The organism is Micromonospora aurantiaca ATCC 27029, from assembly GCF_000145235.1.
Lineage (GTDB): Bacteria > Actinomycetota > Actinomycetes > Mycobacteriales > Micromonosporaceae > Micromonospora > Micromonospora aurantiaca.
In genome coordinates this window covers 3,983,377-4,004,188 of sequence record NC_014391.1, presented here as the reverse complement: position 1 = coordinate 4,004,188, position 20,812 = coordinate 3,983,377, and the positions used below count along the sequence as shown (strand labels likewise).

Genomic DNA, 20,812 nt, shown 5'->3' with positions numbered 1-20,812 from the left:
ACGGGCCCTCATGAGGGCCATTCCCTACCAAGATCTCCAAGACCTGAGCCGCCCTCATCGTCGATCTTGCGCTTTGGTGCCCCTCATAACGTGCCTATCGGACATTCTGTGGGCGCAAAGTGCAAGATCGACGGGGAGGGGGCGGGGGGGCGGGGAGGGGAGGGGTGGGGTGGTCAGGGAGTGGGGGCGCCTGTGTAGAACGCGGTTACTCGGGTGCCTGCCGTTTGGGCCTGCTCGGTGGGAGTGCCGGCCTCGATGCTTGCCGTCGTCCAGCTTCTGCTGGACTCGGTGACGAAGCGCAGACCCTCGGGTGAGGCCATCCAGTCGGCTGCGGCGGCCGGGTCGACGCCCGTGCCGTCGGTGGCGAAGTGGGAGGCCAGACCGACCAGTGCCAGGTCCCAGCCGATGCCGACCGCGCCCGGACCGTACTCGGCCCACCGCTGGTCGTCGACGTGCGCGACGTGTTCCAGCTCGAAGCGGGTACGCCCCGGTCCCGCCTCGCGCAGCCGTACCTCGATCCAGCTCACCTCGCCGCCGAACTCCCAGGTGGCGGCGAAGCCGTGCGGCGGGTCGCAGCGTTCGACGGTGCCGCCCGCGTTGCCCTCCAGCTGGTACCGGCCGCCGAGGCTCAGGTCGCCGGAGACCGGCAGGAACCAGCGGGGTATCCGTTCCGGGTTCGTGCACGCGTCGAAGACGTCGGCCACCGGCGCGTCGTACGTCTGGGCGATGGTGAGCACCCGCGCGCGCCCTGCGGGGAGCGTACGGTCGCCGATGCGGCGCTCGACGGCGCTGATCTGTCCGGTCACGTCGATCATGGTTCGGTCCTCTCGTCGTCGGTGGTGTCCTCACGCAGCCGTCGTTCGCGGCGGCCCCGGGCCAGCTCGGTGGCGAGCGCCGCCAGTGGCGGCGTCCAGAAGCGGCGGAACCCGTCCAGCCACGCGTCTATCTCGCGCAGCGGGCCGGGATCCACGGCGTAGAGGCGGCGGGTGCCCTCGGCGCGCACAGTGGCGAAGCCGTGCTCGCGCAGCACCTTGAGGTGCTGGGAGACGGCGGGCTGGCTGATGCCGAACTCGCGCCGCACGGTCTCGCCGAGCGTGCCGGCGGGTTGCTCGCCGTCCGCGAGCAGTTCCAGGATCCGGCGGCGGACCGGGTCGCCGAGAACGTCGAAGGCGTGCACGACCCCTTTGTATCAGACTCAGCTTATATAAGCGAGCGCTGACCCAGTGGGCGCGCGCAACGCGGGGCGCCCGTCGCACCCGGGCGCCCCGCGTACCCCCGTGGTCAGCCGCCGAGACGGGCGGCGACGGTACGGCGCAGCTCCGGCAGGCGGTCGTGCAGCAGCCCCGGGCACTGCGTGTTGTTGAAGTCCTTGTGCCCGTAGATCTCGGTGGGCGCGATGCCGTACTGCTGGCAGGTGAACGCGCAGAACGTGACGAGGCTGTTCCAGAGCGCCTGGGGCGGCTGCACGTCCACGTAGATGCCGTCGTTCTCGATGCCGATGGCCTGGCTGTTCTGCCCGACGCAGTGCGCGCCCTGCACCATCGTCTGGCCGTGCAGCAGCGCGTAGAGGCTGCCGTGCCGGCCCTCGGTCAGGTAGCCGCCCCGGCTGTTGGTGAAGTGCTGCCCGGAGTCGAGCCATCCGTTGCCGTCCATGTGCAGGTTCTGGATGTCGCGGGAGTTGCGGTACGCCTGGGCGAGGCTGTAGTCGGTGGTGTTCGGGAACGCCGTGTGATGGACGATGATCTTGTTGGGCCGGCTGGTCACCACGCTCACCGGCGACGAGGGCGGGCGGGCGCCCCAGGTCGCGCAGTTGGCGATGGTCGGCTGGTCGACCCTGGTGGCGGCGGCCCGGGCGCCGGGGCCGGAGCCGATCTGGGTCAGCGCGCCGACGCCGGCGGCGGCACCGAGCAGGACCGCGCCGCGCAGCACGGTCCGCCGGGGTACGGGAACGGACATCGCAACCTCCTCGCGGAAGGGGAGCGCCGGATCGGCCGGTACGCCGGGCGTGGCGGGACCGGCACCGCCCGCCACGCCCGGGCCGGGGTCAGCAGGGTCCGTTGCAGGCCAGGACGCGCAGCCGGTCGAGCGAGCCGTTCCAGACGTTCTGGTCACCGGGGAAGACCCCGGAGGACGACCACTGCCAGAACGAGTACGTGCCCCAGCCCGCGGGCAGCGTGCCGACGCTGCTCGCGTACCGGGCGATCCACAGTGGGTTGTTGGCGGCGAACTGCGAGGTGTTGCCGGTGCAGGTGCTCCACCAGTCGGTGGTGGTGTAGATGGTGGCCCACCGGCCGGTGCGGGCGTAGTACTGGTTGACGAACGAGGCGATCCAACTGCGCATCGACGCCTGGCTCAGGCCGTAGCAGGTCGCGCCGTACGGGTTGTACTCGATGTCCAGCGCGCCGGGCAGCGTCCGCCCGTCCTTCGACCAGCCGCCGCCGTGGTCGACGAAGTAGTTGGCCTGGGTGGCGCCGCTCGTGGTGTCGGGGCGGGCGAAGTGGTACGAGCCGCGGATCATCCCGACGTTGTACGAGCCGTTGTACTGCTGGGCGAAGTACGGGTTGGTGTAGTACGTGCCCTCGGTCGCCTTGACGTACGCGAACCGGGCGCCGTTGGCCCACGCCCCGGACCAGTTCACGTTGCCCTGGTAGCTGGAGACGTCCATGCCGGGCAGTCCGGCCGGGGCGGCGGAGGCGGGTGCCGCCCCGGACAGGGTCGCGGCGGCGACGGTGACGGTGGCGAGCAGCGTGGCTCCGGCCGCGCGCAGCGCCGATCGGATCGAACTGTGCATCTGTCCTCCCTGGGGGTTGCCGCGTTCCGGCGGCGGGAGTATGACGAAAGGAACTGTCGTCATTAGGGCACAGGGCGGAGAAACTTTTCAATAGACTCCATCGAAGAATCTCACTGGACAGGGTGCTCAGCCGAGCTGGGCGAGCGCCTCGGCGGCGGCGCGCTCGCCGGCGGTCACCGCGCCCTCCAGGTATCCGCTCCACCGGGTCGCGGTCTCGGTGCCGGCCCAGTGCACCCGGCCCACTGGCGTGCGCAGTTCCGGGCCGTACGCGCACCACGCGCCGGGTGGCAGGACGCCGCAGAAGCACCCGCGCGTCCACTCGTCGGCCGACCAGTCGTACTCGACGAGGTCGTCGGGGCGCGCGGCGGCCGGGCCGAAGATCGCGGCGAGCGCCTCGCACAGCGCGTCCCGGCGCGCGTCCTCCGGCAGCCGGCGCAGCGCTCGGGCCTGCGCGCCGTAGCTGAACGCGGCGAGCACCCCGCCCGGCGCGTCCGGCAGCGAGTTGTCCACCGTCTCGGTGAGCGGCCCGGTGTCGGTGCTGGACACGCCGGAGCGGCCGTCGGCCCGCCAGAACGGCTCCGGATAGAGCGCGTGCACCTTGAGCGCCACACCCATCGGCATCCGCTGGGTCAGCCCGTCGCGCAGCGGCGGCAGCGGCGGGTCGTACCGGATCCGCCCGGCCAGCGTCGGCGCCAGCGCGACCACCACCGCGTCGCCGCGGTACGTCTCGCCGCCGGCGCGCACCCGCACGCCGTCGCCGTCCTGCGCGACGCCGTCCACCGGGGCGCGCAGGCACAGGCTCCCCGGCGGCAGCGCGGCGGCCATCAGCTCGGCCAGCGCGGCCGGACCACCGACCAGCCGGTCCTGCTGGGCGCCACCGGCCATGCGCAGCAGCGACCCGGTGCCGCCGCCGCTGCGCAGGTAGAACAGCATGTGCAGCAGCGAGACCTCGTCCGGTGATGCGGCCAGCAGCCCACCGGCGAGCATCCGGCCCGCGTACCCGGCGGTGACCGGGTCGGCAGCGCTCGCGTCGAGCCAGCCGCCGAACGTGATCCGGTCCCACCGTGCCGCGTCGTCCGCCCGCCACGGCGCGGCCGGGTCGAGCCCGCCCGCCATCTCGTCGAGCGTGCCCAGCAGCGCGGACAGCCCGGGCGGCTCACCGGCGGCCGGGCGTCCGCCGAGCAGCAGCGCCGCCGCGCCGTGCGCGGGGGAGGAGAACGTGGTCAGGCCGTACGCGGCGACGAGCGCGTACATCCGGTCCTGGGTCGGGCCGATCCACTGCGCGCCGAGGTCCAGCCAGCCGCCGCCGGCCAACGGGCGGCTCAGCGTCCGGCCGCCCACCCGGTCCCGGGCCTCCAGCACCCGCACCTCGGCGCCCGCCGCGTCCAGCGCGAGCGCGCAGGCCAGACCGGAGAACCCGGCGCCCACGACGACGATCCGGTGACGGCGCACGCGGCGGCGTACCCCGCTCCCGGCCGGATTCACCCGGCCCGGCGTGTCGAAACGGGCATCAGTCGTTCGTGTGGAGGGTGAGAGGGCGGCGCGGGGCCGTCCGGTGACGAGGAGAAGCCGATGAAGCAGTACCTGATCAGCATGTACCAGCCGGCCGGCGAGGGCCGCCCGGACCCGGAGTTCCTGGCCGGGGTGATGCGCGAGGTCGAGGCCATCGGCCGTGACCTGCGGGAGGCGGGGTGCTGGGTGTTCGGCAACGGCCTGCACGACCCGCAGACCGCCACCGTGCTGCGCCCGGCCGGGGACGAGGTGCTGGTCACCGACGGGCCGTTCGCCGAGGGCAAGGAGTACCTGGGCGGCGTCACCATCATCCGGGCGCCCGACCTGGACGCCGCGCTGGACTGGGGCCGCCGGTACGCCCTCGCCACCACGCTGCCGATCGAGGTCCGCCCGTTCCAGGGCGAGGGATGACCGACGTCGAACGCGTCTTCCGGGCCGAGTACGGCCGTGCGGTTGCCGTCCTGGTCCGTCTCCTCGGCGACATCGACCTCGCCGAGGAGGCGGTCCAGGAGGCGTTCACTGTCGCCGTGTCGCGGTGGGCCGCCGACGGGCCGCCGCCCAGCCCGGCCGGCTGGATCATCACCACCGCCCGGAACCGGGCGGTCGACAGGTTGCGGCGCGAGGCGACCCGGGCGGCCCGGCACGCCGAGGCCGCCCTGCTGCACGCCGCCGACCCGCCCGCCGAGGAGGGGCCCGTGCCCGACGACCGCCTGCGCCTGATCTTCACCTGCTGCCACCCGGCGCTCGCCGCTCCCGCCCGGGTGGCGTTGACGCTTCGCCTGCTCGGTGGCCTGAGCACCGCCGAGATCGCGCGGGCCTTCCTGGTGCCGGAGCCCACCATGTCGCAGCGCCTGGTCCGGGCCAAGGCGAAAATCCGCGACGCCGGTATCCCGTACCGGGTGCCGCGCGACGCGGACCTGCCGGACCGGCTGCGCGGGGTGCTGGCAGTGGTGTACCTGATCTTCAATGAGGGCCACACGGCGAGCGCGGGGGAGCGGCTGGGCCGCGCCGAGCTGGGCGCCGAGGCGATCCGGCTGGGCCGCCTGCTGGTGACGCTGATGCCGGACGAGCCGGAGGCGCTCGGCCTGCTCGCGCTGATGCTGCTCACCGAGGCGCGCCGCGCCGCCCGGACCGGCCCGGACGGGGTGCCGGTGTCGCTGTCCGAGCAGGACCGCGGCAGGTGGGACCGGGAGCTGATCGCGGAGGGACAGGACCTGGTCCGCCGGTGCCTGCGCCGGGACCGGCCCGGGCCGTACCAGATCCAGGCCGCGATCGGCGCTGTGCACGCGGACGCGCCCACCGCCGCCGTCACCGACTGGACCCAGATCCTCGCGCTCTACGACCAGCTCGCCGCCGTCGCGCCCGGGCCGGTGGTGGCGCTCAACCGGGCGGTCGCGCTGGCCGAGGTACGCGGACCGGCGGCGGGACTGGCCGAGGTGGAGCGTCTGGACCTGGCCGGTTACCACGTGTGGCACGCGATCCGGGCCGACCTGCTGCGCCGGCTGGACCGTCCGAAGCAGGCACGGGTCGCGTACGACGCGGCGATCGCCGGCACCGGCAACGCGGCGGAGCAGACGTTCCTGCGCCGCGCCCGCGACCGCATGCCGGGATGATCGCACCGACCGTGCACGTAGGAGGGCGGTAACCCTCGTAAGCGAGCGGTGATCGTCGGGGCATTGACGCGGCGGCAGAGAAAAGTACACTCCCGATGTAATTAGTTTTTCCGCGCTCCGTCGACCGGCACGAGGTGACGATGAGCCCACCGGCCAAAGCCGCCGACGAACCGGGCCTGGCGCTGCACCACGTCGGCGTACGCTTCGGCGGCCTGGTCGCCCTCGACGACGTCTCGCTGCGGGTGCCGCCCGGCCGGATCGTCGGCGTGATCGGCCCCAACGGCGCCGGCAAGACCACGCTGTTCAACGTGGTCTGCGGCTTCGTCCGGCCGACCGAGGGTTCACTCACCCTCGACGGCCGGTCGTTCCGGCCCCGCCCGCACGCCCTCACCCGGCTCGGCATCGCCCGCACGCTCCAGGGCGTCGGCCTGTTCGCCGGGCTGAGCGTGCTGGAGAACGTGGTCGCAGGCGCCAGTCACACGGCCCGCGCCGGATTCGCCGCCGCGCTGTTCGGCCTGCCCCGCAGCGACCGGGACGAGCGGCGGCTGCGCGTCCGGGCCCTGGACCTGCTCACCGAGCTGGGCATCGAGAAGTACGCCGACGCGGCGCCCGCCACCCTGCCCTATCCGGTGCGCAAGCGGGTCGCGCTGGCCCGCGCGCTGATCGCCCGACCCCGGCTGCTGCTGCTCGACGAACCGGCCGGCGGTCTCGGCGCCGACGACGTGGCCGAGCTGGCCGACCTGGTCCGCGCGCTGCCCGGACGCGATGACGGCTGCGCCGTGCTGCTCGTCGAGCACCACATGGACCTGGTCATGTCCGTCTGCCAGGAACTGGTGGTGCTCGACTTCGGCAAGGTGATCGCGGCCGGGCCGCCGGACCGCATCCGCGACGACCCCCGGGTCACCGAGGCGTACCTGGGCGCGGACGTGCCCGCCGAGCCGACCGGGAGCGCGTCGTGACAGCCGTGCTGGAGGTGGAGGCGCTCAGCTGCGGCTACGGACCCGTGCCGGTGCTGCGCGACGTCGCGTTCACCGTCCCGGCCGGCACCGTCACCGCCGTCCTCGGCGCCAACGGCGCGGGCAAGACCACGCTGCTGCGTACCCTCTCGGGTCTGCTGCGGCCCACCGGCGGCCGCGTCCGGTACGCGGGCGAGGACCTGCGCGGCGTCCGGGTGGAACACCTGGTCCGGCGCGGCCTGGCGCACGTGCCGGAGGGGCGCGGCGTGGTCACCGAGCTGACAGTGGCGGAGAACCTCCGCCTGGGCGGGCTGTGGCGGCGCGACCGGGCCGACGCCCGCCGCGCGCTCGACGAGGTGTACGAGCTGTTCCCCGCCCTGGCCCGCCGCCGCGACCACGCCGGGCACCAGCTCTCCGGCGGGGAACGGCAGATGCTCGCGATCGGCCGGGCGCTGATCGCCCGGCCCCGGCTGCTGCTGCTCGACGAGCCGTCGCTCGGGCTGGCGCCCAAGGTGGCCGCGCAGATCATGGCGCTGCTGCGGCGGCTGCGCGACGAACGGGGGCTCACCGTGCTGCTCGTCGAGCAGAACGTGCGCACCGCGCTGTCAGTCGCCGACCAGGGCATCGTCATGTCGCTCGGGCGGGTGGTGACGGCCGCGCCGGCCGCCCGGCTGCGCGACGACGACCAGCTCCGGCACGCGTACCTCGGATTCTAGGAAGGGGTCGCGGATGGAGCGGTTCTGGTTCCTCACCTTCGACGGGCTCGCCGCCGGGGCGGTCTACGCGGCGTTCGCGCTCGCGCTCGTGCTCATCTGGCGGGCCGCCCGGGTGGTCAACTTCGCCCAGGGTGCGATGGCCGTGGCCACCGCCTACGTCGGGTACGCGGTCGTCTCCGCCACCGGCTCGTACTGGCTGGGCCTGGCCGCCGCGATCCTGTCCGGGCTGGCCCTGGGCGCGCTCGTGGAGCGGGTGCTGATGCGGTTCGCCGGCCCCGGCGGCCCGCTCAACCAGGTGATCGTCGCGCTCGGGCTGGTGCTGGTCATCCAGGCGGTGCTCGGCATGGTCTTCGGCAACGACTACCGGCCCGCACCGGCGCCGTTCGACACCGACGCGCTCACCATCGGCGGGGTGGCCGCGCTGTCCCCGTACGACCTGTGGGTGCTCGGCGCGGCGCTGACTGTGGTGGCGCTGCTCGCGCTGCTGTTCACCCGTACCCCCGTGGGCCTGCGGATGCGGGCCGCCGCCTTCGCGCCAGAGGTGTCCCGGCTGCTCGGCGTCAGCGTCGGCCGGATGCTCACGCTGGGCTGGGCGCTCGCCGCCGGCGTCGGCGCGCTCGCCGGGATGCTCGTCGTCCCCACCGGACTCGGCCTGCACTCGCACGCCATGGACCTGGTCTTCGTGGTCGCGTTCACCGCCGCCGTGGTCGGCGGCCTGGACAGCCCTGTGGGCGCGGTGGTGGGCGGCCTGCTGGTCGGGCTGATCCTGTCCTACGTCACCGGCTACCTGGGACCGGACACCACCCCGCTGGCCGTCCTGGTGCTGCTGCTGTCCGTCCTGCTGGTCCGCCCCGGCGGGCTCTTCTCCGCGGCGAGAGCGAGGCACGTGTGACGAGCACCCCCACCGAGATCGCGCCCGCTGCGCCGTCCCCGCTGCGGCGGCTGCTTCCCGGCGCCCCCGCCGGACGCGAGGCGCGCGGCTCCACGCTGCTGCGCCACCTGGCCGTGGCCGTGTTCGCCGGCACGCTCGTCGTGCTGGTGACCAACCAGCTCGCGCCGTACCAGAACCTCCAGGTGGCGCGCGTCTGCGCGTTCCTCTGCGTCACCGCCGGGCACACCGTCCTGGTCGGACTCAACGGCCAGCTCTCGCTCGGGCACGGCGCGCTGATGGCCACCGGCGCGTACACCGTGGCGCTGACCCAGCAGGCCCTGGACGAGCGGGCCGTACGCGGCTGGTGGACGCTGCCCGCGTCACTGCTCGTCGCCGTCGCGGTGACAGCGCTCGGCGGGCTTGTCGTCGGGCTGGCGGCGGCCCGGCTGCGCGGTCCCTACCTGGCCGGCGTGACGCTCGCGGTGGCGACGCTCGTCCCGGCGGTCACCACGATCTTCACCGGCGTGTTCAACGGCGAGCAGGGGCTGCGGTTCCCGGCGCAGACGCCACCGGCGGCGCTCGGCGCCTACTTCCAGCCGGAACGCTGGCTCGCCTGGATCGCGCTGGGCGCCGCGCTGCTCACCATGCTGCTGCTGGCCAACCTGGTACGCAGCCGCTTCGGCCGGTCGCTGCGGGCGGTCCGCGACGACGAGGTCGCGGCCCGGCTCGCCGGCATCCCGGTGGCCCGCACGCAGGTGCTCGCGTTCGTGGTGAGCGCCGCCTGCGCGGGCCTCGGCGGCGGCGTGTACGCCATGCTCACCGCCACTGTCGCACCCGGCAAGTTCCCGCTGGACCTGTCGCTGTTCCTGCTCATGGCGATCGTGATCGGCGGGCTGGGCAGCCTGGCCGGCGCGGTCTGGGGAGCGGTGCTGCTGGTCGCGCTCCAGGACCTGCCCGGCCTGCTCACCGAACACCTCAGCCTCTCCGCCGGGCTGGCCCAGCGGCTGGAGGGCAACCTCGCGCTCGCCGTGTTCGGCCTGATCCTCATCGTCGTCATGCTCGCCGCCCCGGGCGGCCTCCAGGGCGGGGTGCGTGCCGTCGGCGCCCGCCTGCGCAGGGCCGTCCGCCGTCGTCCCGCCACCCGCCGGTCGCCGGACCGCTGACCTCACCGGTTCCACCCACCGTTCGCACCGTCGCACCGGAATGGAGAACCATGCGCCCCACCACCCGCCGCGTTCTCGCGGCCGCCGCCGGCCTGGCCCTGCTGGCCGCGTTGCCGGCCTGCGCCGACGACGAGAAGCAGGCCGCCGAGAACGTCCCCGGCGTCAGCGACTCCGAGGTCGTCATCGGCACCCACCAACCGCTCACCGGACCGGCCGCGCCCGGCTACTCGAAGATCTCCGCCGCCACCAAGGCGTACTTCGAGCACGTCAACAGCAAGGGCGGCGTGCACGGCCGGAAGATCGTCTACAAGGTCATGGACGACGGCTACAACCCCGCCAACACCGAGAACGTGGTCCGCAAGCTGGTGCTCGACGACAAGGTCTTCGCGCTGCTCGGCGGCCTCGGCACGCCGACGCACACGAACGTGCTGGAGTTCGTCAAGACGCAGAAGGTGCCGGACTTGTTCGTCTCCTCCGGCAGCCGCAACTGGAACCAGCCGGACAAGTACCCGACGACGTTCGGCTGGCAGCCCGACTACACGGTCGAGGGCAAGATCCTGGCCAGCTACGTCAAGCGGGAGTTCCCCGGCGCGAAGGTCTGCCACTTCGGGCAGAACGACGACTTCGGGCGGGACTCGCTGGCCGGGGTCGAGCAGGTCCTCGGCCCGGTCGCGGCGAAGCAGACGTACACCACCACGAACCAGCAGGTCGGCCCGGCGATCGGGGCGCTGCGCGCGGCTGGCTGCCAGGTGGTCATCTCGGCGACCATCCCCGGCTTCACCGCGCTCGCCATGGGCCAGGCCGCCGGGCAGGGCTTCAAGGCGCAGTGGGTGGTCTCCAACGTGGGCGCGGACTACACCACGCTGTCGGCCCAGCTCGGCGACAAGAAGGTGATCCTCGAAGGCATGATCGCCGACAACTACCTGCCGATGGTGGGTGACACCGCGAACCCGTGGATCCAGGAGTTCACCAAGATCCACCAGAAGTACAACGCGGGCAACCCGGTCGACGGCAACGCCATCTACGGCTACTCGATGGCGTACACGTTCGTCCAGGCGATGCTCGCCGCCGGGCCCGACCCCACCCGGGAGAAGCTGGTCGAGGCCGTGCGCAAGGGCGGCTTCCGCGGCCCGGGCCTGACCCCCTTCCGGTACGCCGAGGGCGTGCACGCCGGCTACGGCGGTGTCCGGCTGACCAAGGTGAGCAACGGCGCGCAGGCGTACTTCGGTCCCGCGTACACCACCGACGACGGCGACGGCGCGGTCACCGAGTTCACCGAGCCGCCGACGAACCCGCCGGCGGACGCCGTTCCGACGTCCTGACCGCCGTGCTGCCGCCGGGCGGCCGGGTGCCGGTCGCCCGGCGGCACGCACGTAGAGTGGCCGCCGGCAGACGAGCAACAGGAGAGCCCGTACCCATGATCGAGCTGGAGACCGACCCGCCGGAGCGGGTGGACGGCCGGGCGGCGCGGGCCGAGCGGACCCGGGCCGCGATCGTGGAGGCGCACCTGGCCCTGATCGACTCCGGTGACCTGCGGCCCACCGGGGAACGGATCGCCGAGCGGGCCGGGGTGTCGCTGCGCACGCTCTGGACCAACTTCAAGGACATGGAGACGCTGTTCGCCGCGACCGGACGGCGGGTCGGCGAGCGGCAGGCCACGCTCTGGCAGCCCGTGTCGCCGGAACTGCCGCTGACCGCCCGGATCGCCGCGTTCTGCGACCAGCGCGCCCGGCTGCTGGAGGTGCTGGCGCCCTCGGCCCGTGCGTCGGCGCTGCGGGAGCCGTTCTCCCCGCAGTTGCGGCGCAACCGGGAGGCGGCCATCGCCCGGGTACGCCAGGAGATCGAGTCGGTGTTCGGCGCGGAGCTGGCACACGCCGGGCCGGGCCGGGAGCAGTTGCTCGACGCGCTCACGGTGGCCGGCACCTGGTCGGCGTGGTCGATGATGCGTGACTCGATGGGGCTCGACGTCGACGCGGCCCGCGCGGTGATGGCCCGTACGCTCGGCGCGTTGCTGGTCGACGCGATCGCCGCCGGCCTGCGCTGACGCTGCCGGCGGCCGGTCTTCCGGCCGACTTGGCACCGACGGCCGCCTTCCGCGCCGGTCCAGGTGGCCGGCCCTCGTTCAGTCCTCGCGCAGCAGGCGAAGGATGCGGGTCAGTTCGGCCCGGTCGTCCGGTGCGAGCGCGCCGAAGAACCGTTCCGCCTCGGTGGCCCGCGCCTGCCGGATCGCGGTGCCCACCCGCTCGCCCTCGGCGGTGGGGGCGACCAGCGTGGCCCGCCGGTCGCCCGGGTCGGGCCGTCGCTCGACCAGGCCCCGCTCCTGCAACCCGTCGACCACCTCGGTGGCCGAGCGCGGCGCGATGCGCAGGTGCTCGGCGAGCGCGCCGGGCCGCAGCGCGCCGTGACGCATGAGCACGCCCAGCGCCCGCGCCTGCCCGGGGCTGATCTCCCACGGCTCCAGCGCGCGCTTGGTCTGGTGCCGCAGGCGGCGGGTCACCGCCCAGAACGTCTCGGCCAGGCTCTCGTCGCTGCCGTTCACGGGGAATACGGTAACAGGCTTTCGTGTTGTTCCCTCATGTTGAGGTAACCTCAGCATTGTCCCCTGCACGAGGAGCACAGTTGGATCGCATCCCCGACGGCCGCCGTGACGGCCGGACCGTTTCCCCCGCCGAGAAGGCCCAGGCCCGTGAGGTGTCCCTGCGCCGGATCGGCGGCCTGTTCACCGCCCACCGCGGCCCGCTCGCCACAGTGGTGGCGATCATCGTGGCGTCCTCGATCATCGCGATGGCCACACCGTTCCTGCTGCGTACTGTGATCGACAGGGCCCTGCCCGAGCGTGACCTGACCCTGCTGGCCTGGCTGGTCGCGGGCATGGTCGCGGTCGCAGCGGTCACCGCGGTGCTCGGCGTCGCGCAGACCTGGATCTCCACCCGCGTCGGCCAGGAGGTCATGCACCGGCTGCGCGCCGACGTCTTCGCCCACCTCCAGCGCCAGTCGATCGGCTTCTTCGTGCGCACCCGCACCGGCGAGGTCCAGTCGCGCATCACCAACGACATCGGCGGCATGCAGGCGGTGGTCACCTCCACCGCCACCTCGATCGCCGCCAACCTCACCACAGTGGTCGCCACCACCATCGCCATGCTGGCGCTGAGCTGGCGCCTCACCCTCGTCTCGGCGGTCGTGCTGCCGCCCGCGCTCTGGCTCACCCGCCGGGTCGCCCGGCTACGCCGGGAGATCACCGCCCAGCGCCAGCGCGAACTGGCCGACCTCACAGTGACCATCGAGGAAGGGCTGTCGGTCAGCGGCGTACGGCTGGCCAAGACGCTCGGCACCGGCCCGGCCCTGGTCGACCGGTTCACCGCCTCCTCGGCCCGCCTGGTCGACCTGGAACTGCGCTCGGAACTCGCCGGCCGCTGGCGGATGGCCGCCATGAGCATCGTCTTCGCCGCCATCCCCGCGGTGATCTACCTGAGCGCCGGCCTGCCCGGCACCGCCGGCACGCTCACCATCGGCACGCTCGTCGCGTTCACCGCGCTCCAGGGCAACCTGTTCCGGCCGCTGATGGGCCTGCTCAACGTCGGCGTCACGCTCACCGCGTCGCTGGCGCTGTTCGCCCGCATCTTCGAATACCTCGACCTGCCCGTCGAGGTCGCCGAGCCGGCCCGCCCGGTCCCGCTCGACCCGGCCACCGCCCGCGGCCACCTGCGCGTCGAGGACGTCACCTTCAGCTACCCGGGCAGCGACACCGCCGCCCTCGCCGGCGTCAGCCTGGACGTCCCGGCCGGCACCAGCCTCGCCCTGGTGGGGGAGACCGGCTCCGGCAAGAGCACGCTCGCCGCGCTGATCAGCCGGCTGCACGACCCGGACGCCGGCCGCATCACGATCGACGGGATCGACCTGCGCGACCTGCGCCCGGCCGACCTGGCCGCCGTCGTGGGCGTGGTCAGCCAGGAGACGTACCTGCTGCACGGCACCGTGCGGGACAACCTCCGGTACGCGCGCCCGGACGCCACCGACACCGAGATCGAGGCCGCCGCCCGCGCCGCCCGCATCCACGACCTCGTCACCGCGCTGCCCGACGGGTACGACACCATGGTCGGCTCGCGCGGCCACCGGTTCTCCGGCGGCGAGCAGCAGCGCCTGGCGATCGCCCGGACCCTGCTGCGCGACCCGCGGATCCTGGTGCTGGACGAGGCGACGAGCGCGCTGGACACCGAGACCGAGCGCGCGGTCCAGCGGGCGCTGGACGAACTGGCCCGGGGTCGCACCGTGGTGACCATCGCGCACCGGCTCTCCACTGTTCGCGACGCCGACCGTATCGCCGTGCTCGACCACGGCCGCATCGTCGAATCCGGCACCCACGACGCACTGCTGGACCGGCGCGGCCGCTACGCCGCCCTGGTCGGCTGAGCGTAGGAAAGTGACCACCGCCGCCCGGTGGCGCGTGCCGGCGCTGCGCACGACCGCTGTCGTCGCCGGGGCGATGCTGGGCGTGCAGCAGCCCGCGCAGGCCGCCCGGGCAGAAACGCCCGCCCGAGAAGGCCGCCGTCCCGGGCTGACCGTCCCGGCTCAGACCTGGGCCCGTCCCGGCTCAGACCTGGGGCGGCTCCGGCTCGCCCCGGCGGGGCCGCTGTCCCGGGGCCGGGCGCGGCGCGGGCGGGGGGAGCAGCGGCTCCAGCGGGGTGAACGACTCCACCGGTCCGTCCGGCCGCGATCCACGCCGCGCCCGCCCCGGCCCGCCGGGCATCTTTCGCGCGTCCCGTGCCGCGCCCGCCGGCCCGCGCCCGTCGGCCGGCGGTGCCGTGGCGGCCGGCTCGCCGTCCTTCCCGGCTCGCGCCGCCGTCGGCCGATCACGGCGGTCGCGTTCCTCCGCGTACTCGGCGCGGCGGCGGGCCAGGTCGCGCTCGCACTCCAGCGCGATGCGCTGCTCCCAGTACGGCTGGAGCAGCTTGCGCACCCGCTCGTCCAGGTGCACCGTGACGTCCGGCTCGCAGGCGAACGTCACCTCGCCGCGCGCGTACGTCCAGGGCGGCGGGTCGTCGTCGGCGAGCGCCGCGGTCAACGCGGCGTGCAGGTCGCGCGGGCGGTGCGGCGGCACCTCCACCGCGTGCCGGACCGCGAGCCGGTGCAGGCGCTGCGTGGCCTGCTGCTGGAAGTAGTCGACGTACCAGCCGAACAGCTCCGGCCGGGCCGTCTCCGACGACCAGGTGTAGGTGGCGCGGACCAGGAACACGTACACCTGGCCCTGCGCCGGCACCGCGAGCGGCTCCGGGACGCGCCGGTCGACTGTGGTCACCGGCGTCACCGGCTCCTCGGTCCACCAGAGCTGCCGCAGCGTCGGCTGCGCGCCGTCCCAGAAGCGCCGGGTCCGCACGCGCGCCGCCTCGCCCAGCGCCCGCGCCCGTCCGGCCCACCGCCGCCGCCTGCTGTCCACCGGCGCGCCGGGCTTCGGCCGGCCGCCGCCCGGCTCGGGCCCTTCCGGCACCGCGGTCATCGCACCCCCTCCATGCCGGATCGCAGCACCGCGTCCCGCGGCGTCACCGGGACGCGCGGGCCGTCGGGCGAGGGGTGGCCGGACCGCCGTGGCGGTCCGCGATCCACGCTAACAACCCGGGCCGGTGTACGTGCGCAGCCGCGCGCGGCGGTTCCGCCCGGCCCAGGGGCGGGCGCTGACCGATCGGACGAGCCGTCCCGTAGTCCTATCCGTGGGACTCGGGCGGTTTCGGTCCCGTTCACGGGACCGACCATCCAGAGTCGATCGGCGCGCCTTGATCCGTGATCGAAGCGCTTCGTAGCGTGAGGCTCCGCGATCCTTCGGGGAGGACCAGAACGCATGGGCGTAGACGCTCGTCAGGCCGCCGGCCAGACCGTGAATTTCCTGCGGTCCCTGGCCGAACGGCAGTACGACCGGGTCTGGACCCCGGACTTCCTGCACCTCAGCCCGGACGTGCAGGGCTTCGCCGTGTTCCACCGCGGCGGCCTGGTGCTGGTCTACGGCGCGGTGTCGCCGGACGATCCGGCCCGCTGGGTGTTCCGGATGGCCTGCGTGGCCGGCGCCGACGTGCCGGACATCTCCGGGGCGATGGCCTGGGCGAACATCCGCAACCGGCTGGCCGAGGCCGGGCGCTACTACTGCGTCGTGAAGGCCGACCAGAGCGCCTGCCACGTGGTGTTCGCGCTGGATGTCCGCAGCCCGCTGCTCGACGACGTCACGGCCCCCGACGCGCAGGCGGTGCGGGAACTGCTGCACTTCTCGCTCGCGGTGTGCGTCCACAACGCCGTGGCGGACTTCCGCGATCTGGCGTCCTATCTGCCGGCGCGGCCGCTGGCGCCGACCGAGATCGACGCCTGGACGCTGTTCGCCGGCACCCAGGACTGATCGGGCGGCAACGGTTCGCCGGCTCGGCGCAGCCCGGCGAGCTGCACGAAGATCTCCCGCTTCGCAGTGGCGGTGCCGCGACTGTTGACCACGTACCCGGTCAGCCAGATCCACCCGGTGTACGTCACCTCGGGCCCGACCGATACGACCCGGAACGTGAGCGCCCGACCGCCGCCGAACTGCACCGACGCGCGGCCGTCGACCCGTAGCAGGTCACCGGGTTGCGGGCGCACCGCTACCAGTGGCCGTCGTTCGGTGGGCGGCACTCCCGGGCGTGCATGGCCTGCCAGTCCCGCAGGGCGCGCTTCAGCCTGTCGTTCTCCTGCGCGAGCAGGCGTACCCGGCGGTGCAGTTCGGCCAGTTCGTCGGCGACCCGGGCCTGGAACTCGCGTACCTGATCAGGGTCGACGCCGCTCCTGCGGGCGTCGAAGGCGTGCGTGCGCACCTCGTGCGGGGTCGGCCGGGCCGGCAGGCCGCTCAGGTAGAGGCGGCCGGATCGATGCAGCGTCACTTCGGTCCTTCCAGGAGCAGGGGACAGGTGCGGTGGAAGGGCGGGCCGTCCGCACGTCGGCCGCGGCCGACCCGCCCGCTCCGCCCACCGCAGCCCGGATCGGCGGTACGGAGGCGGAGCAGTCCGGAGGGTCGGGACGGGTACGCGCACCCGCCCCGACCGGGGGAGGGGCCGAACTCGTTGCCACGCGAGGAGCGGCCCGGAATCAACTTATCTAGACATGTCAGATGAGTCAACGCTGCTTGTTAGGCGCGTCGCGGTGTGATCGAATCGGGTCGCCACGCGAGGAGTGCCATGCGAGAAGTGCCGGATTACTGGCGCATCGCCGACGATGTGATCGCCGACGTCAGAGGAAAGAAGCTGAAGCCGGGGGACAAGCTGCCCTCGATCGCTGCGCTGCGCGATCGCTACGGCGTGAGTCACGGCACCGTGCAGATGGCGTATGCGCGTCTCGAAGCGTTGCGGGTGATCCGGCGGCAGCAGGGCAAGGGTGTCTTCGTGACCGATCCGAAGACCTGGATGAGAGAGCCGTAACCGGCGTCAGTCCAGCAGGCCCATCGGTCGTCGTCCGACTCGCCATACTGTCGGAGATGACTGCGGACGTGCGTACCGAAGACGGTTGTCGCCTGTGGGCCGACCAGGTCGGCGCCGGGGCGCCGCTGGTGCTCTGTCACGGCGGTCCGGGCATCTGGGACTACCTCGGCCCGGTCGCCCGGCTGCTCGACGGGCACGCCCGTGTCATCCGGTGGGACCAGCGTGGTTGCGGGCGCTCCGAGCGGCGCGGCCCGTACACGATCGGCCGTTTCGTCGCCGACCTCGACGCGGTACGCGAACACCTGGCCGGACCGCGGACGGCACTGCTGGGCCACTCGTGGGGCGCGCACCTGGCGCTGCGGTACGCGATCGAACACCCGGAGCGGGTCAGTCACCTGATCTACGTCTCCGGCACCGGCATCGACCCCGAACGCGGCTGGCATCCGCACTACGAACGGAATCTCCGGCGGCGGCTCGGGCCCCATCTGCACCGGTGGGAGGCGCTTGGGGCACGAGCGCTCAACCCGGCGGAGGAACGGGAACGGGCGGTTCTGCAGTGGTCGGCTGACTACGCCGACCCCGACGCCGCCATGACGCACGCCGAGGACATGGCCACGCCGTGGCTGGGCATCAACCACGACTGCAACCGGGCCGTCAACGCCGAGGTCAAGCGGGAACTCCGTACCTCCGGGATCGCGGCGCGGTGCCGGACGCTCGACCTGCCCGTGCTGATCATCGACGGCCCCGATGACATCCGTCCCCGCTGGGGCGTCGACTCGCTGGAGAAGGCGCTGCCCAATTGTGAGCGGGTCAGCCTCCCCGGATCCGGCCACCTGCCGTGGGTCGAGAATCCACACGACTTCCATCGGGCCGTGGCCGTCTTCCTCGACGGGCCGGCATGAGCGCTCCTTTCAGATCGTGGAGCGCAAGTTACCCGAACGCACACCTACGTGGGGCCGCACGAGAAACGCGCTGAGGAAGCCTCTCTGCGACGAGAACTGGAGGTTGCACGTGTCCGACCTGGCCGAGCCCGATGCGGGCGGGAGGTGGTGGAACGCGGACGATGTGGCGGACGTGACCGAGATGCTAGCCGCGCGCCGTTCCCGTCTCTGGCAGGTCACGACTCCCGCCGACCTGGCCGCCTGGGTCTTCCAGGCTCCCGCGCCGTCGCCGCTCGACCCGGTGCCCGGTGCCGTCGACGGTGACTGGACGGCCGGCCTCGACGAGACGGGCCGTCAGGCCTGGGCGCTCGCCGGCTGGGTGGCCCGCACTGTCGTACCGGAAGCCACCGGCACCGCCGGCAGGTACTGGATCCTGTCCCACCTCGATGATGCCGCACCCGCCGTGTTGCGGCTGACGGTCGGCGTGCTGGAGATCCTCGGCCTGCACGAGACAGGGGAGGAGGTCTGGCTCCGTTCCCACGCCGCGCCGATCCTCTCGGCGATCGAGGCCGGTGCGATCGATCTGCAGGAGTGGGAGCGCCGCGGGATCGACGTGGCGGACGACCGCACCAGGACCCTCGCGGAAGACAAGGTCCTCCTCACCTGCCCCGATCTCGCCACGGCGCACTGGCTGCTGCGGCAGCCGCCGGTCATCGCCGGTGTACGACTGTTGTCCTGCTGGGTGGCCGCCGGACCGTACTCGTTCGAGGGCCGGTATCGACCGGAGGTCGTCGCACGAGCGTGGCAGGCGTCGCAGTTGCTGGACGGCGACGGCCTGGATGCGCTGACCGGTGGCGGAGATGGCTTCGACCGGCCGTACACCGGTGTGACGACGGCGGGCGACCTGTCGGCGCAGCGGTCGTTCGACGCCGACGCCTACCGGGCCGGCGTGGACGAGCACGACCGCCTCTGCCGGGCGCTGATCGCCCACCTGTCCCGCTCGGACCTGACAGCGGGAGCCGGGCTGGCCGGGGTGAACGTCGACGTGGCGTGGCGGGACGCGGACGGACGCCGCTTCATCGCCGAGGTGAAGAGCGTGGTCGGCGGCAACGAGGTCGAGCAGCTCCGGCTCGGCCTCGGGCAGGTGCTGGAGTACCGGCACCGGCTGGCCGCCCGGGGTGTCGCCGTCGCCGCGGTCCTGCTGGTCTCGCGGTGCACGGACCCGGTCTGGCCGGCCGTCTGCGCCGGTAGCGGAGTGCTGCTGCTGACCGGCGAGGACGAGCCGGCCTGGCGCGCGAAGCTCATGACGGCGGCAGTCGGACAAATTTGCCGGGACCGTTGGCCGGTGCGCTTAGGGGAAAGTGCTTGCTAGGGTGTCGCTCGCGGAAGCAACTATGAATTTCGAGGTGGGCCGTGCCGTTCCCCATAGTCCTGGTCGCCGTCGCCGCGGGAACGACGGCGGTCAGCTTTATCGGAAATAAGATCATTGAGAATCAGGCCAAGAAAAAGCTGGAAGAAATAACCAGCGAGCACGACGAGGAGTACGCGAAGCACCGGGCAGCCGCCGATTCCACCTCGGAGAAGCTGAGAGGGCTGGGCGAGTGCCAGCAGGCGGCCCTCGACTCCGTGATCCCCCGCATGAAGGCGTTCGCCGAGCGCAACGAGCGCCAGTTGCGGATGCGTGGGCGCCAGATCGTCGAGGACGGTGAGGCGCCCGAGAATCGCGAGATCGAGGCGTCCCCCGAGGTCTCCGGTCCCGGCGAAGTCGCAGCCGCGATGGCCGGCATCGTGTCCGCCGCCGCGGGCAACGGCCTCAGCGTCGCCGCTTACACCACAGTGGCGAAAGTGGCCACGGCGTCCACCGGCACTGCGATCAACGCGTTGAGCGGCGCGGCGGCGAAAAACGCCACCCTCGCGGCGATCGGAGGCGGTGCCAAGGTCGCCGGAGGTGGGGGGATCGCGGCGGGCGCGCTCCGGCTCAACATCATCACCGCGGTCCCGGCGGTCGCGCTCAGTATCGGCTTGATGATCAAGTCAAAGTCCGACGCCGACACGGCGATCGCCAAGTACGACGCGGACGTCAAGACGGCAATCGCCAAATACCACCACCAGGATGAACTTCTTCGCGGCATCGACGACCGGGTCGACGAGATGCGGGACGTGCTGGCCGATCTCGTGCGGCGCGCAGGCGAGACGATCGACAGCCTGGAGCAGGTCGAACGCGAGCCCGGCGGGTTCGATCTCGCCCGTGACGACCACGCGCACCTCCTCCAGACCGCGCTGCTCGTCGTCAAGGGCGTCGCCGAGGTCAGCGCGGCGCCCGTCGTGAACGACGATCTGACGCTCGACCCCAGTGGCGAATTCCTCGTCATCAAGTACCGCGACTACGACCCGGAGAGCGCCCATGCCTGACACCCGCAGGAGTGCCGACGAAAAGGTCGATTGGTTGGCCACGACGCCGGACGCCGCACAATTCCTCATGGCGATCGTCGACGTGGCGAAGCGCGTCGACGCGAACCTGACCGAACGCGCCCGAATCGTGGCGGAACGCGACAAGGAGATCGCCAGGATCAGCGCCGCGAGTCAGGGCCTGCGGGATTATCTGGATCGCGTTTTCGCCGAGCGCCGGGAACTGCATCAGGGCTTCTTCGCCCGGCTCGACAAGGCCATCGAGGACCGCGACCCGGAAACCATCCGCGCCTGTGTGACCGGGATCGTCGAGGTCGCCAAGCACTCGCCGCTCAACGACATCGTGGAACTGCGCTCCGTCTGGGCGGACCCGGACGCCGTGATCGAGATCTAGCACTCGAATGCCCGGAGCGTGTGGCCTCGCGCCACCCTGCCGCACCGGCTGACCCTGGTCACCTGGCCTCTCGTCTCGCCGA

The 20,812-nt window shown here is 72.9% G+C and carries 24 protein-coding genes; 15 read left to right on the top strand and 9 right to left on the bottom strand.

Features of this window, described 5'->3' with window-relative positions; genetic code table 11:
* Positions 1 to 173: 173 nt before the first annotated feature.
* The 5 genes from MICAU_RS17815 to MICAU_RS17795 form a co-directional block, all read right to left on the bottom strand.
* Positions 174 to 815: an SRPBCC family protein gene (locus MICAU_RS17815; protein WP_013286731.1), complete on the bottom strand. Its 642-nt coding sequence runs from the start codon at positions 813 to 815 to the stop codon at positions 174 to 176.
* A complete protein-coding gene (locus MICAU_RS17810; RefSeq protein WP_013286730.1) occupies positions 812 to 1,177 on the bottom strand; it encodes an ArsR/SmtB family transcription factor in 366 nt (121 codons plus the stop codon). Before MICAU_RS17810 ends, MICAU_RS17815 begins: the two co-directional genes overlap by 4 nt.
* 104 nt (positions 1,178 to 1,281) lie before the next feature.
* Positions 1,282 to 1,956: a peptidoglycan recognition protein family protein gene (locus MICAU_RS17805; RefSeq protein ID WP_013286729.1), complete on the bottom strand. Its 675-nt coding sequence runs from the start codon at positions 1,954 to 1,956 to the stop codon at positions 1,282 to 1,284.
* Between the two features lie 88 nt (positions 1,957 to 2,044).
* Complete coding sequence (locus MICAU_RS17800) at positions 2,045 to 2,791, bottom strand: lysozyme (protein WP_013286728.1); 747 nt, start codon at positions 2,789 to 2,791, stop codon at positions 2,045 to 2,047.
* A gap of 126 nt (positions 2,792 to 2,917) precedes the next feature.
* A complete protein-coding gene (locus tag MICAU_RS17795) occupies positions 2,918 to 4,372 on the bottom strand; it encodes a flavin monoamine oxidase family protein (protein ID WP_342341507.1) in 1,455 nt (484 codons plus the stop codon).
* Between MICAU_RS17795 and MICAU_RS17790 the strand changes: the two genes are divergently transcribed.
* From MICAU_RS17790 to MICAU_RS17755, 8 genes are all read left to right on the top strand, one after another.
* Positions 4,364 to 4,714, top strand: a complete 351-nt coding sequence (locus MICAU_RS17790; protein WP_013286726.1) for a YciI family protein — start codon at positions 4,364 to 4,366, stop codon at positions 4,712 to 4,714. The genes MICAU_RS17795 and MICAU_RS17790 overlap by 9 nt on opposite strands.
* Positions 4,711 to 5,916, top strand: a complete 1,206-nt coding sequence (locus MICAU_RS17785) for an RNA polymerase sigma factor (protein ID WP_013286725.1) — start codon at positions 4,711 to 4,713, stop codon at positions 5,914 to 5,916. Before MICAU_RS17790 ends, MICAU_RS17785 begins: the two co-directional genes overlap by 4 nt.
* A gap of 140 nt (positions 5,917 to 6,056) precedes the next feature.
* Positions 6,057 to 6,875 carry an ABC transporter ATP-binding protein gene (locus MICAU_RS17780; protein ID WP_013286724.1) on the top strand — a complete coding sequence of 273 codons (819 nt, stop codon included), beginning with the start codon at positions 6,057 to 6,059 and terminating at the stop codon, positions 6,873 to 6,875.
* The gene (locus tag MICAU_RS17775; protein WP_013286723.1) at positions 6,872 to 7,588 is read left to right on the top strand and encodes an ABC transporter ATP-binding protein; all 717 of its coding nucleotides are present in this window, start codon (positions 6,872 to 6,874) and stop codon (positions 7,586 to 7,588) included. The genes MICAU_RS17780 and MICAU_RS17775 overlap by 4 nt, the downstream gene beginning before the upstream one ends.
* Positions 7,589 to 7,601: 13 nt before the next feature.
* Positions 7,602 to 8,480: a branched-chain amino acid ABC transporter permease gene (locus MICAU_RS17770; RefSeq protein WP_013286722.1), complete on the top strand. Its 879-nt coding sequence runs from the start codon at positions 7,602 to 7,604 to the stop codon at positions 8,478 to 8,480.
* Entirely contained in the window at positions 8,477 to 9,622 is a 1,146-nt protein-coding gene (locus tag MICAU_RS17765) for a branched-chain amino acid ABC transporter permease (protein ID WP_013286721.1), read from the top strand. Before MICAU_RS17770 ends, MICAU_RS17765 begins: the two co-directional genes overlap by 4 nt.
* Positions 9,623 to 9,672: 50 nt before the next feature.
* Positions 9,673 to 10,944, top strand: a complete 1,272-nt coding sequence (locus MICAU_RS17760; protein ID WP_013286720.1) for an ABC transporter substrate-binding protein — start codon at positions 9,673 to 9,675, stop codon at positions 10,942 to 10,944.
* 95 nt (positions 10,945 to 11,039) lie between these two features.
* On the top strand, positions 11,040 to 11,666 hold the full coding sequence (locus tag MICAU_RS17755) for a TetR/AcrR family transcriptional regulator (protein WP_013286719.1): 627 nt from the start codon (positions 11,040 to 11,042) through the stop codon (positions 11,664 to 11,666).
* 78 nt (positions 11,667 to 11,744) lie between these two features.
* Here the strand turns inward: MICAU_RS17755 and MICAU_RS17750 are convergent, their stop codons facing one another.
* Entirely contained in the window at positions 11,745 to 12,161 is a 417-nt protein-coding gene (locus MICAU_RS17750; RefSeq protein ID WP_013286718.1) for a MarR family winged helix-turn-helix transcriptional regulator, read from the bottom strand.
* Positions 12,162 to 12,241: 80 nt separating this feature from the next.
* On the opposite strand from MICAU_RS17750, the gene MICAU_RS17745 reads away from it, so the two are divergent.
* A complete protein-coding gene (locus tag MICAU_RS17745; RefSeq protein ID WP_013286717.1) occupies positions 12,242 to 14,032 on the top strand; it encodes an ABC transporter ATP-binding protein in 1,791 nt (596 codons plus the stop codon).
* Between the two features lie 181 nt (positions 14,033 to 14,213).
* On the opposite strand, the gene MICAU_RS17740 is transcribed toward MICAU_RS17745, so the two are convergent.
* Positions 14,214 to 15,116: a hypothetical protein gene (locus MICAU_RS17740; protein ID WP_013286716.1), complete on the bottom strand. Its 903-nt coding sequence runs from the start codon at positions 15,114 to 15,116 to the stop codon at positions 14,214 to 14,216.
* A gap of 339 nt (positions 15,117 to 15,455) precedes the next feature.
* Here MICAU_RS17740 and MICAU_RS17735 point away from each other — a divergent pair, with 339 nt between their 5' ends.
* A complete protein-coding gene (locus MICAU_RS17735) occupies positions 15,456 to 16,001 on the top strand; it encodes a hypothetical protein (protein WP_013286715.1) in 546 nt (181 codons plus the stop codon).
* Here the strand turns inward: MICAU_RS17735 and MICAU_RS17730 are convergent.
* Together MICAU_RS17730 and MICAU_RS17725 are read right to left on the bottom strand one after the other, a co-directional pair.
* The gene (locus tag MICAU_RS17730) at positions 15,929 to 16,234 is read right to left on the bottom strand and encodes a hypothetical protein (RefSeq protein WP_013286714.1); all 306 of its coding nucleotides are present in this window, start codon (positions 16,232 to 16,234) and stop codon (positions 15,929 to 15,931) included. The genes MICAU_RS17735 and MICAU_RS17730 overlap by 73 nt on opposite strands.
* Before the next feature lie 2 nt (positions 16,235 to 16,236).
* Positions 16,237 to 16,512, bottom strand: a complete 276-nt coding sequence (locus MICAU_RS17725) for a DivIVA domain-containing protein (RefSeq protein WP_013286713.1) — start codon at positions 16,510 to 16,512, stop codon at positions 16,237 to 16,239.
* Positions 16,513 to 16,806: 294 nt separating this feature from the next.
* On the opposite strand from MICAU_RS17725, the gene MICAU_RS17720 reads away from it, so the two are divergent.
* The 5 genes from MICAU_RS17720 to MICAU_RS17700 all read left to right on the top strand — a co-directional run bounded on the left by MICAU_RS17720 (position 16,807) and on the right by MICAU_RS17700 (position 20,730).
* Entirely contained in the window at positions 16,807 to 17,046 is a 240-nt protein-coding gene (locus MICAU_RS17720; protein WP_013286712.1) for a winged helix-turn-helix domain-containing protein, read from the top strand.
* 56 nt (positions 17,047 to 17,102) lie between these two features.
* On the top strand, positions 17,103 to 17,948 hold the full coding sequence (locus tag MICAU_RS17715; protein ID WP_013286711.1) for an alpha/beta fold hydrolase: 846 nt from the start codon (positions 17,103 to 17,105) through the stop codon (positions 17,946 to 17,948).
* A 172-nt stretch (positions 17,949 to 18,120) separates the two neighbouring features.
* Positions 18,121 to 19,299: a hypothetical protein gene (locus MICAU_RS17710; protein ID WP_157547413.1), complete on the top strand. Its 1,179-nt coding sequence runs from the start codon at positions 18,121 to 18,123 to the stop codon at positions 19,297 to 19,299.
* Positions 19,300 to 19,340: 41 nt separating this feature from the next.
* Entirely contained in the window at positions 19,341 to 20,339 is a 999-nt protein-coding gene (locus tag MICAU_RS17705; protein WP_013286709.1) for a hypothetical protein, read from the top strand.
* On the top strand, positions 20,332 to 20,730 hold the full coding sequence (locus MICAU_RS17700; protein ID WP_013286708.1) for a hypothetical protein: 399 nt from the start codon (positions 20,332 to 20,334) through the stop codon (positions 20,728 to 20,730). The genes MICAU_RS17705 and MICAU_RS17700 overlap by 8 nt, the downstream gene beginning before the upstream one ends.
* The last annotated feature ends 82 nt before the right edge of the window (positions 20,731 to 20,812 follow it).

Bases quoted from the DNA above. Each gene is read 5' to 3' on its own strand.
- MICAU_RS17815 (WP_013286731.1), bottom strand. From the start codon at position 815: ATGATCGACGTGACCGGACAGATCAGCGCCGTCGAGCGCCGCATCGGC.
- MICAU_RS17805 (WP_013286729.1), bottom strand. From the start codon at position 1,956: ATGTCCGTTCCCGTACCCCGGCGGACCGTGCTGCGCGGCGCGGTCCTG.
- MICAU_RS17800 (WP_013286728.1), bottom strand. From the start codon at position 2,791: ATGCACAGTTCGATCCGATCGGCGCTGCGCGCGGCCGGAGCCACGCTG.
- MICAU_RS17790 (WP_013286726.1), top strand. From the start codon at position 4,364: ATGAAGCAGTACCTGATCAGCATGTACCAGCCGGCCGGCGAGGGCCGC.
- MICAU_RS17785 (WP_013286725.1), top strand. From the start codon at position 4,711: ATGACCGACGTCGAACGCGTCTTCCGGGCCGAGTACGGCCGTGCGGTT.
- MICAU_RS17780 (WP_013286724.1), top strand. From the start codon at position 6,057: ATGAGCCCACCGGCCAAAGCCGCCGACGAACCGGGCCTGGCGCTGCAC.
- MICAU_RS17770 (WP_013286722.1), top strand. From the start codon at position 7,602: ATGGAGCGGTTCTGGTTCCTCACCTTCGACGGGCTCGCCGCCGGGGCG.
- MICAU_RS17760 (WP_013286720.1), top strand. From the start codon at position 9,673: ATGCGCCCCACCACCCGCCGCGTTCTCGCGGCCGCCGCCGGCCTGGCC.
- MICAU_RS17755 (WP_013286719.1), top strand. From the start codon at position 11,040: ATGATCGAGCTGGAGACCGACCCGCCGGAGCGGGTGGACGGCCGGGCG.
- MICAU_RS17740 (WP_013286716.1), bottom strand. From the start codon at position 15,116: ATGACCGCGGTGCCGGAAGGGCCCGAGCCGGGCGGCGGCCGGCCGAAG.
- MICAU_RS17735 (WP_013286715.1), top strand. From the start codon at position 15,456: ATGGGCGTAGACGCTCGTCAGGCCGCCGGCCAGACCGTGAATTTCCTG.
- MICAU_RS17720 (WP_013286712.1), top strand. From the start codon at position 16,807: ATGCGAGAAGTGCCGGATTACTGGCGCATCGCCGACGATGTGATCGCC.
- MICAU_RS17715 (WP_013286711.1), top strand. From the start codon at position 17,103: ATGACTGCGGACGTGCGTACCGAAGACGGTTGTCGCCTGTGGGCCGAC.
- MICAU_RS17700 (WP_013286708.1), top strand. From the start codon at position 20,332: ATGCCTGACACCCGCAGGAGTGCCGACGAAAAGGTCGATTGGTTGGCC.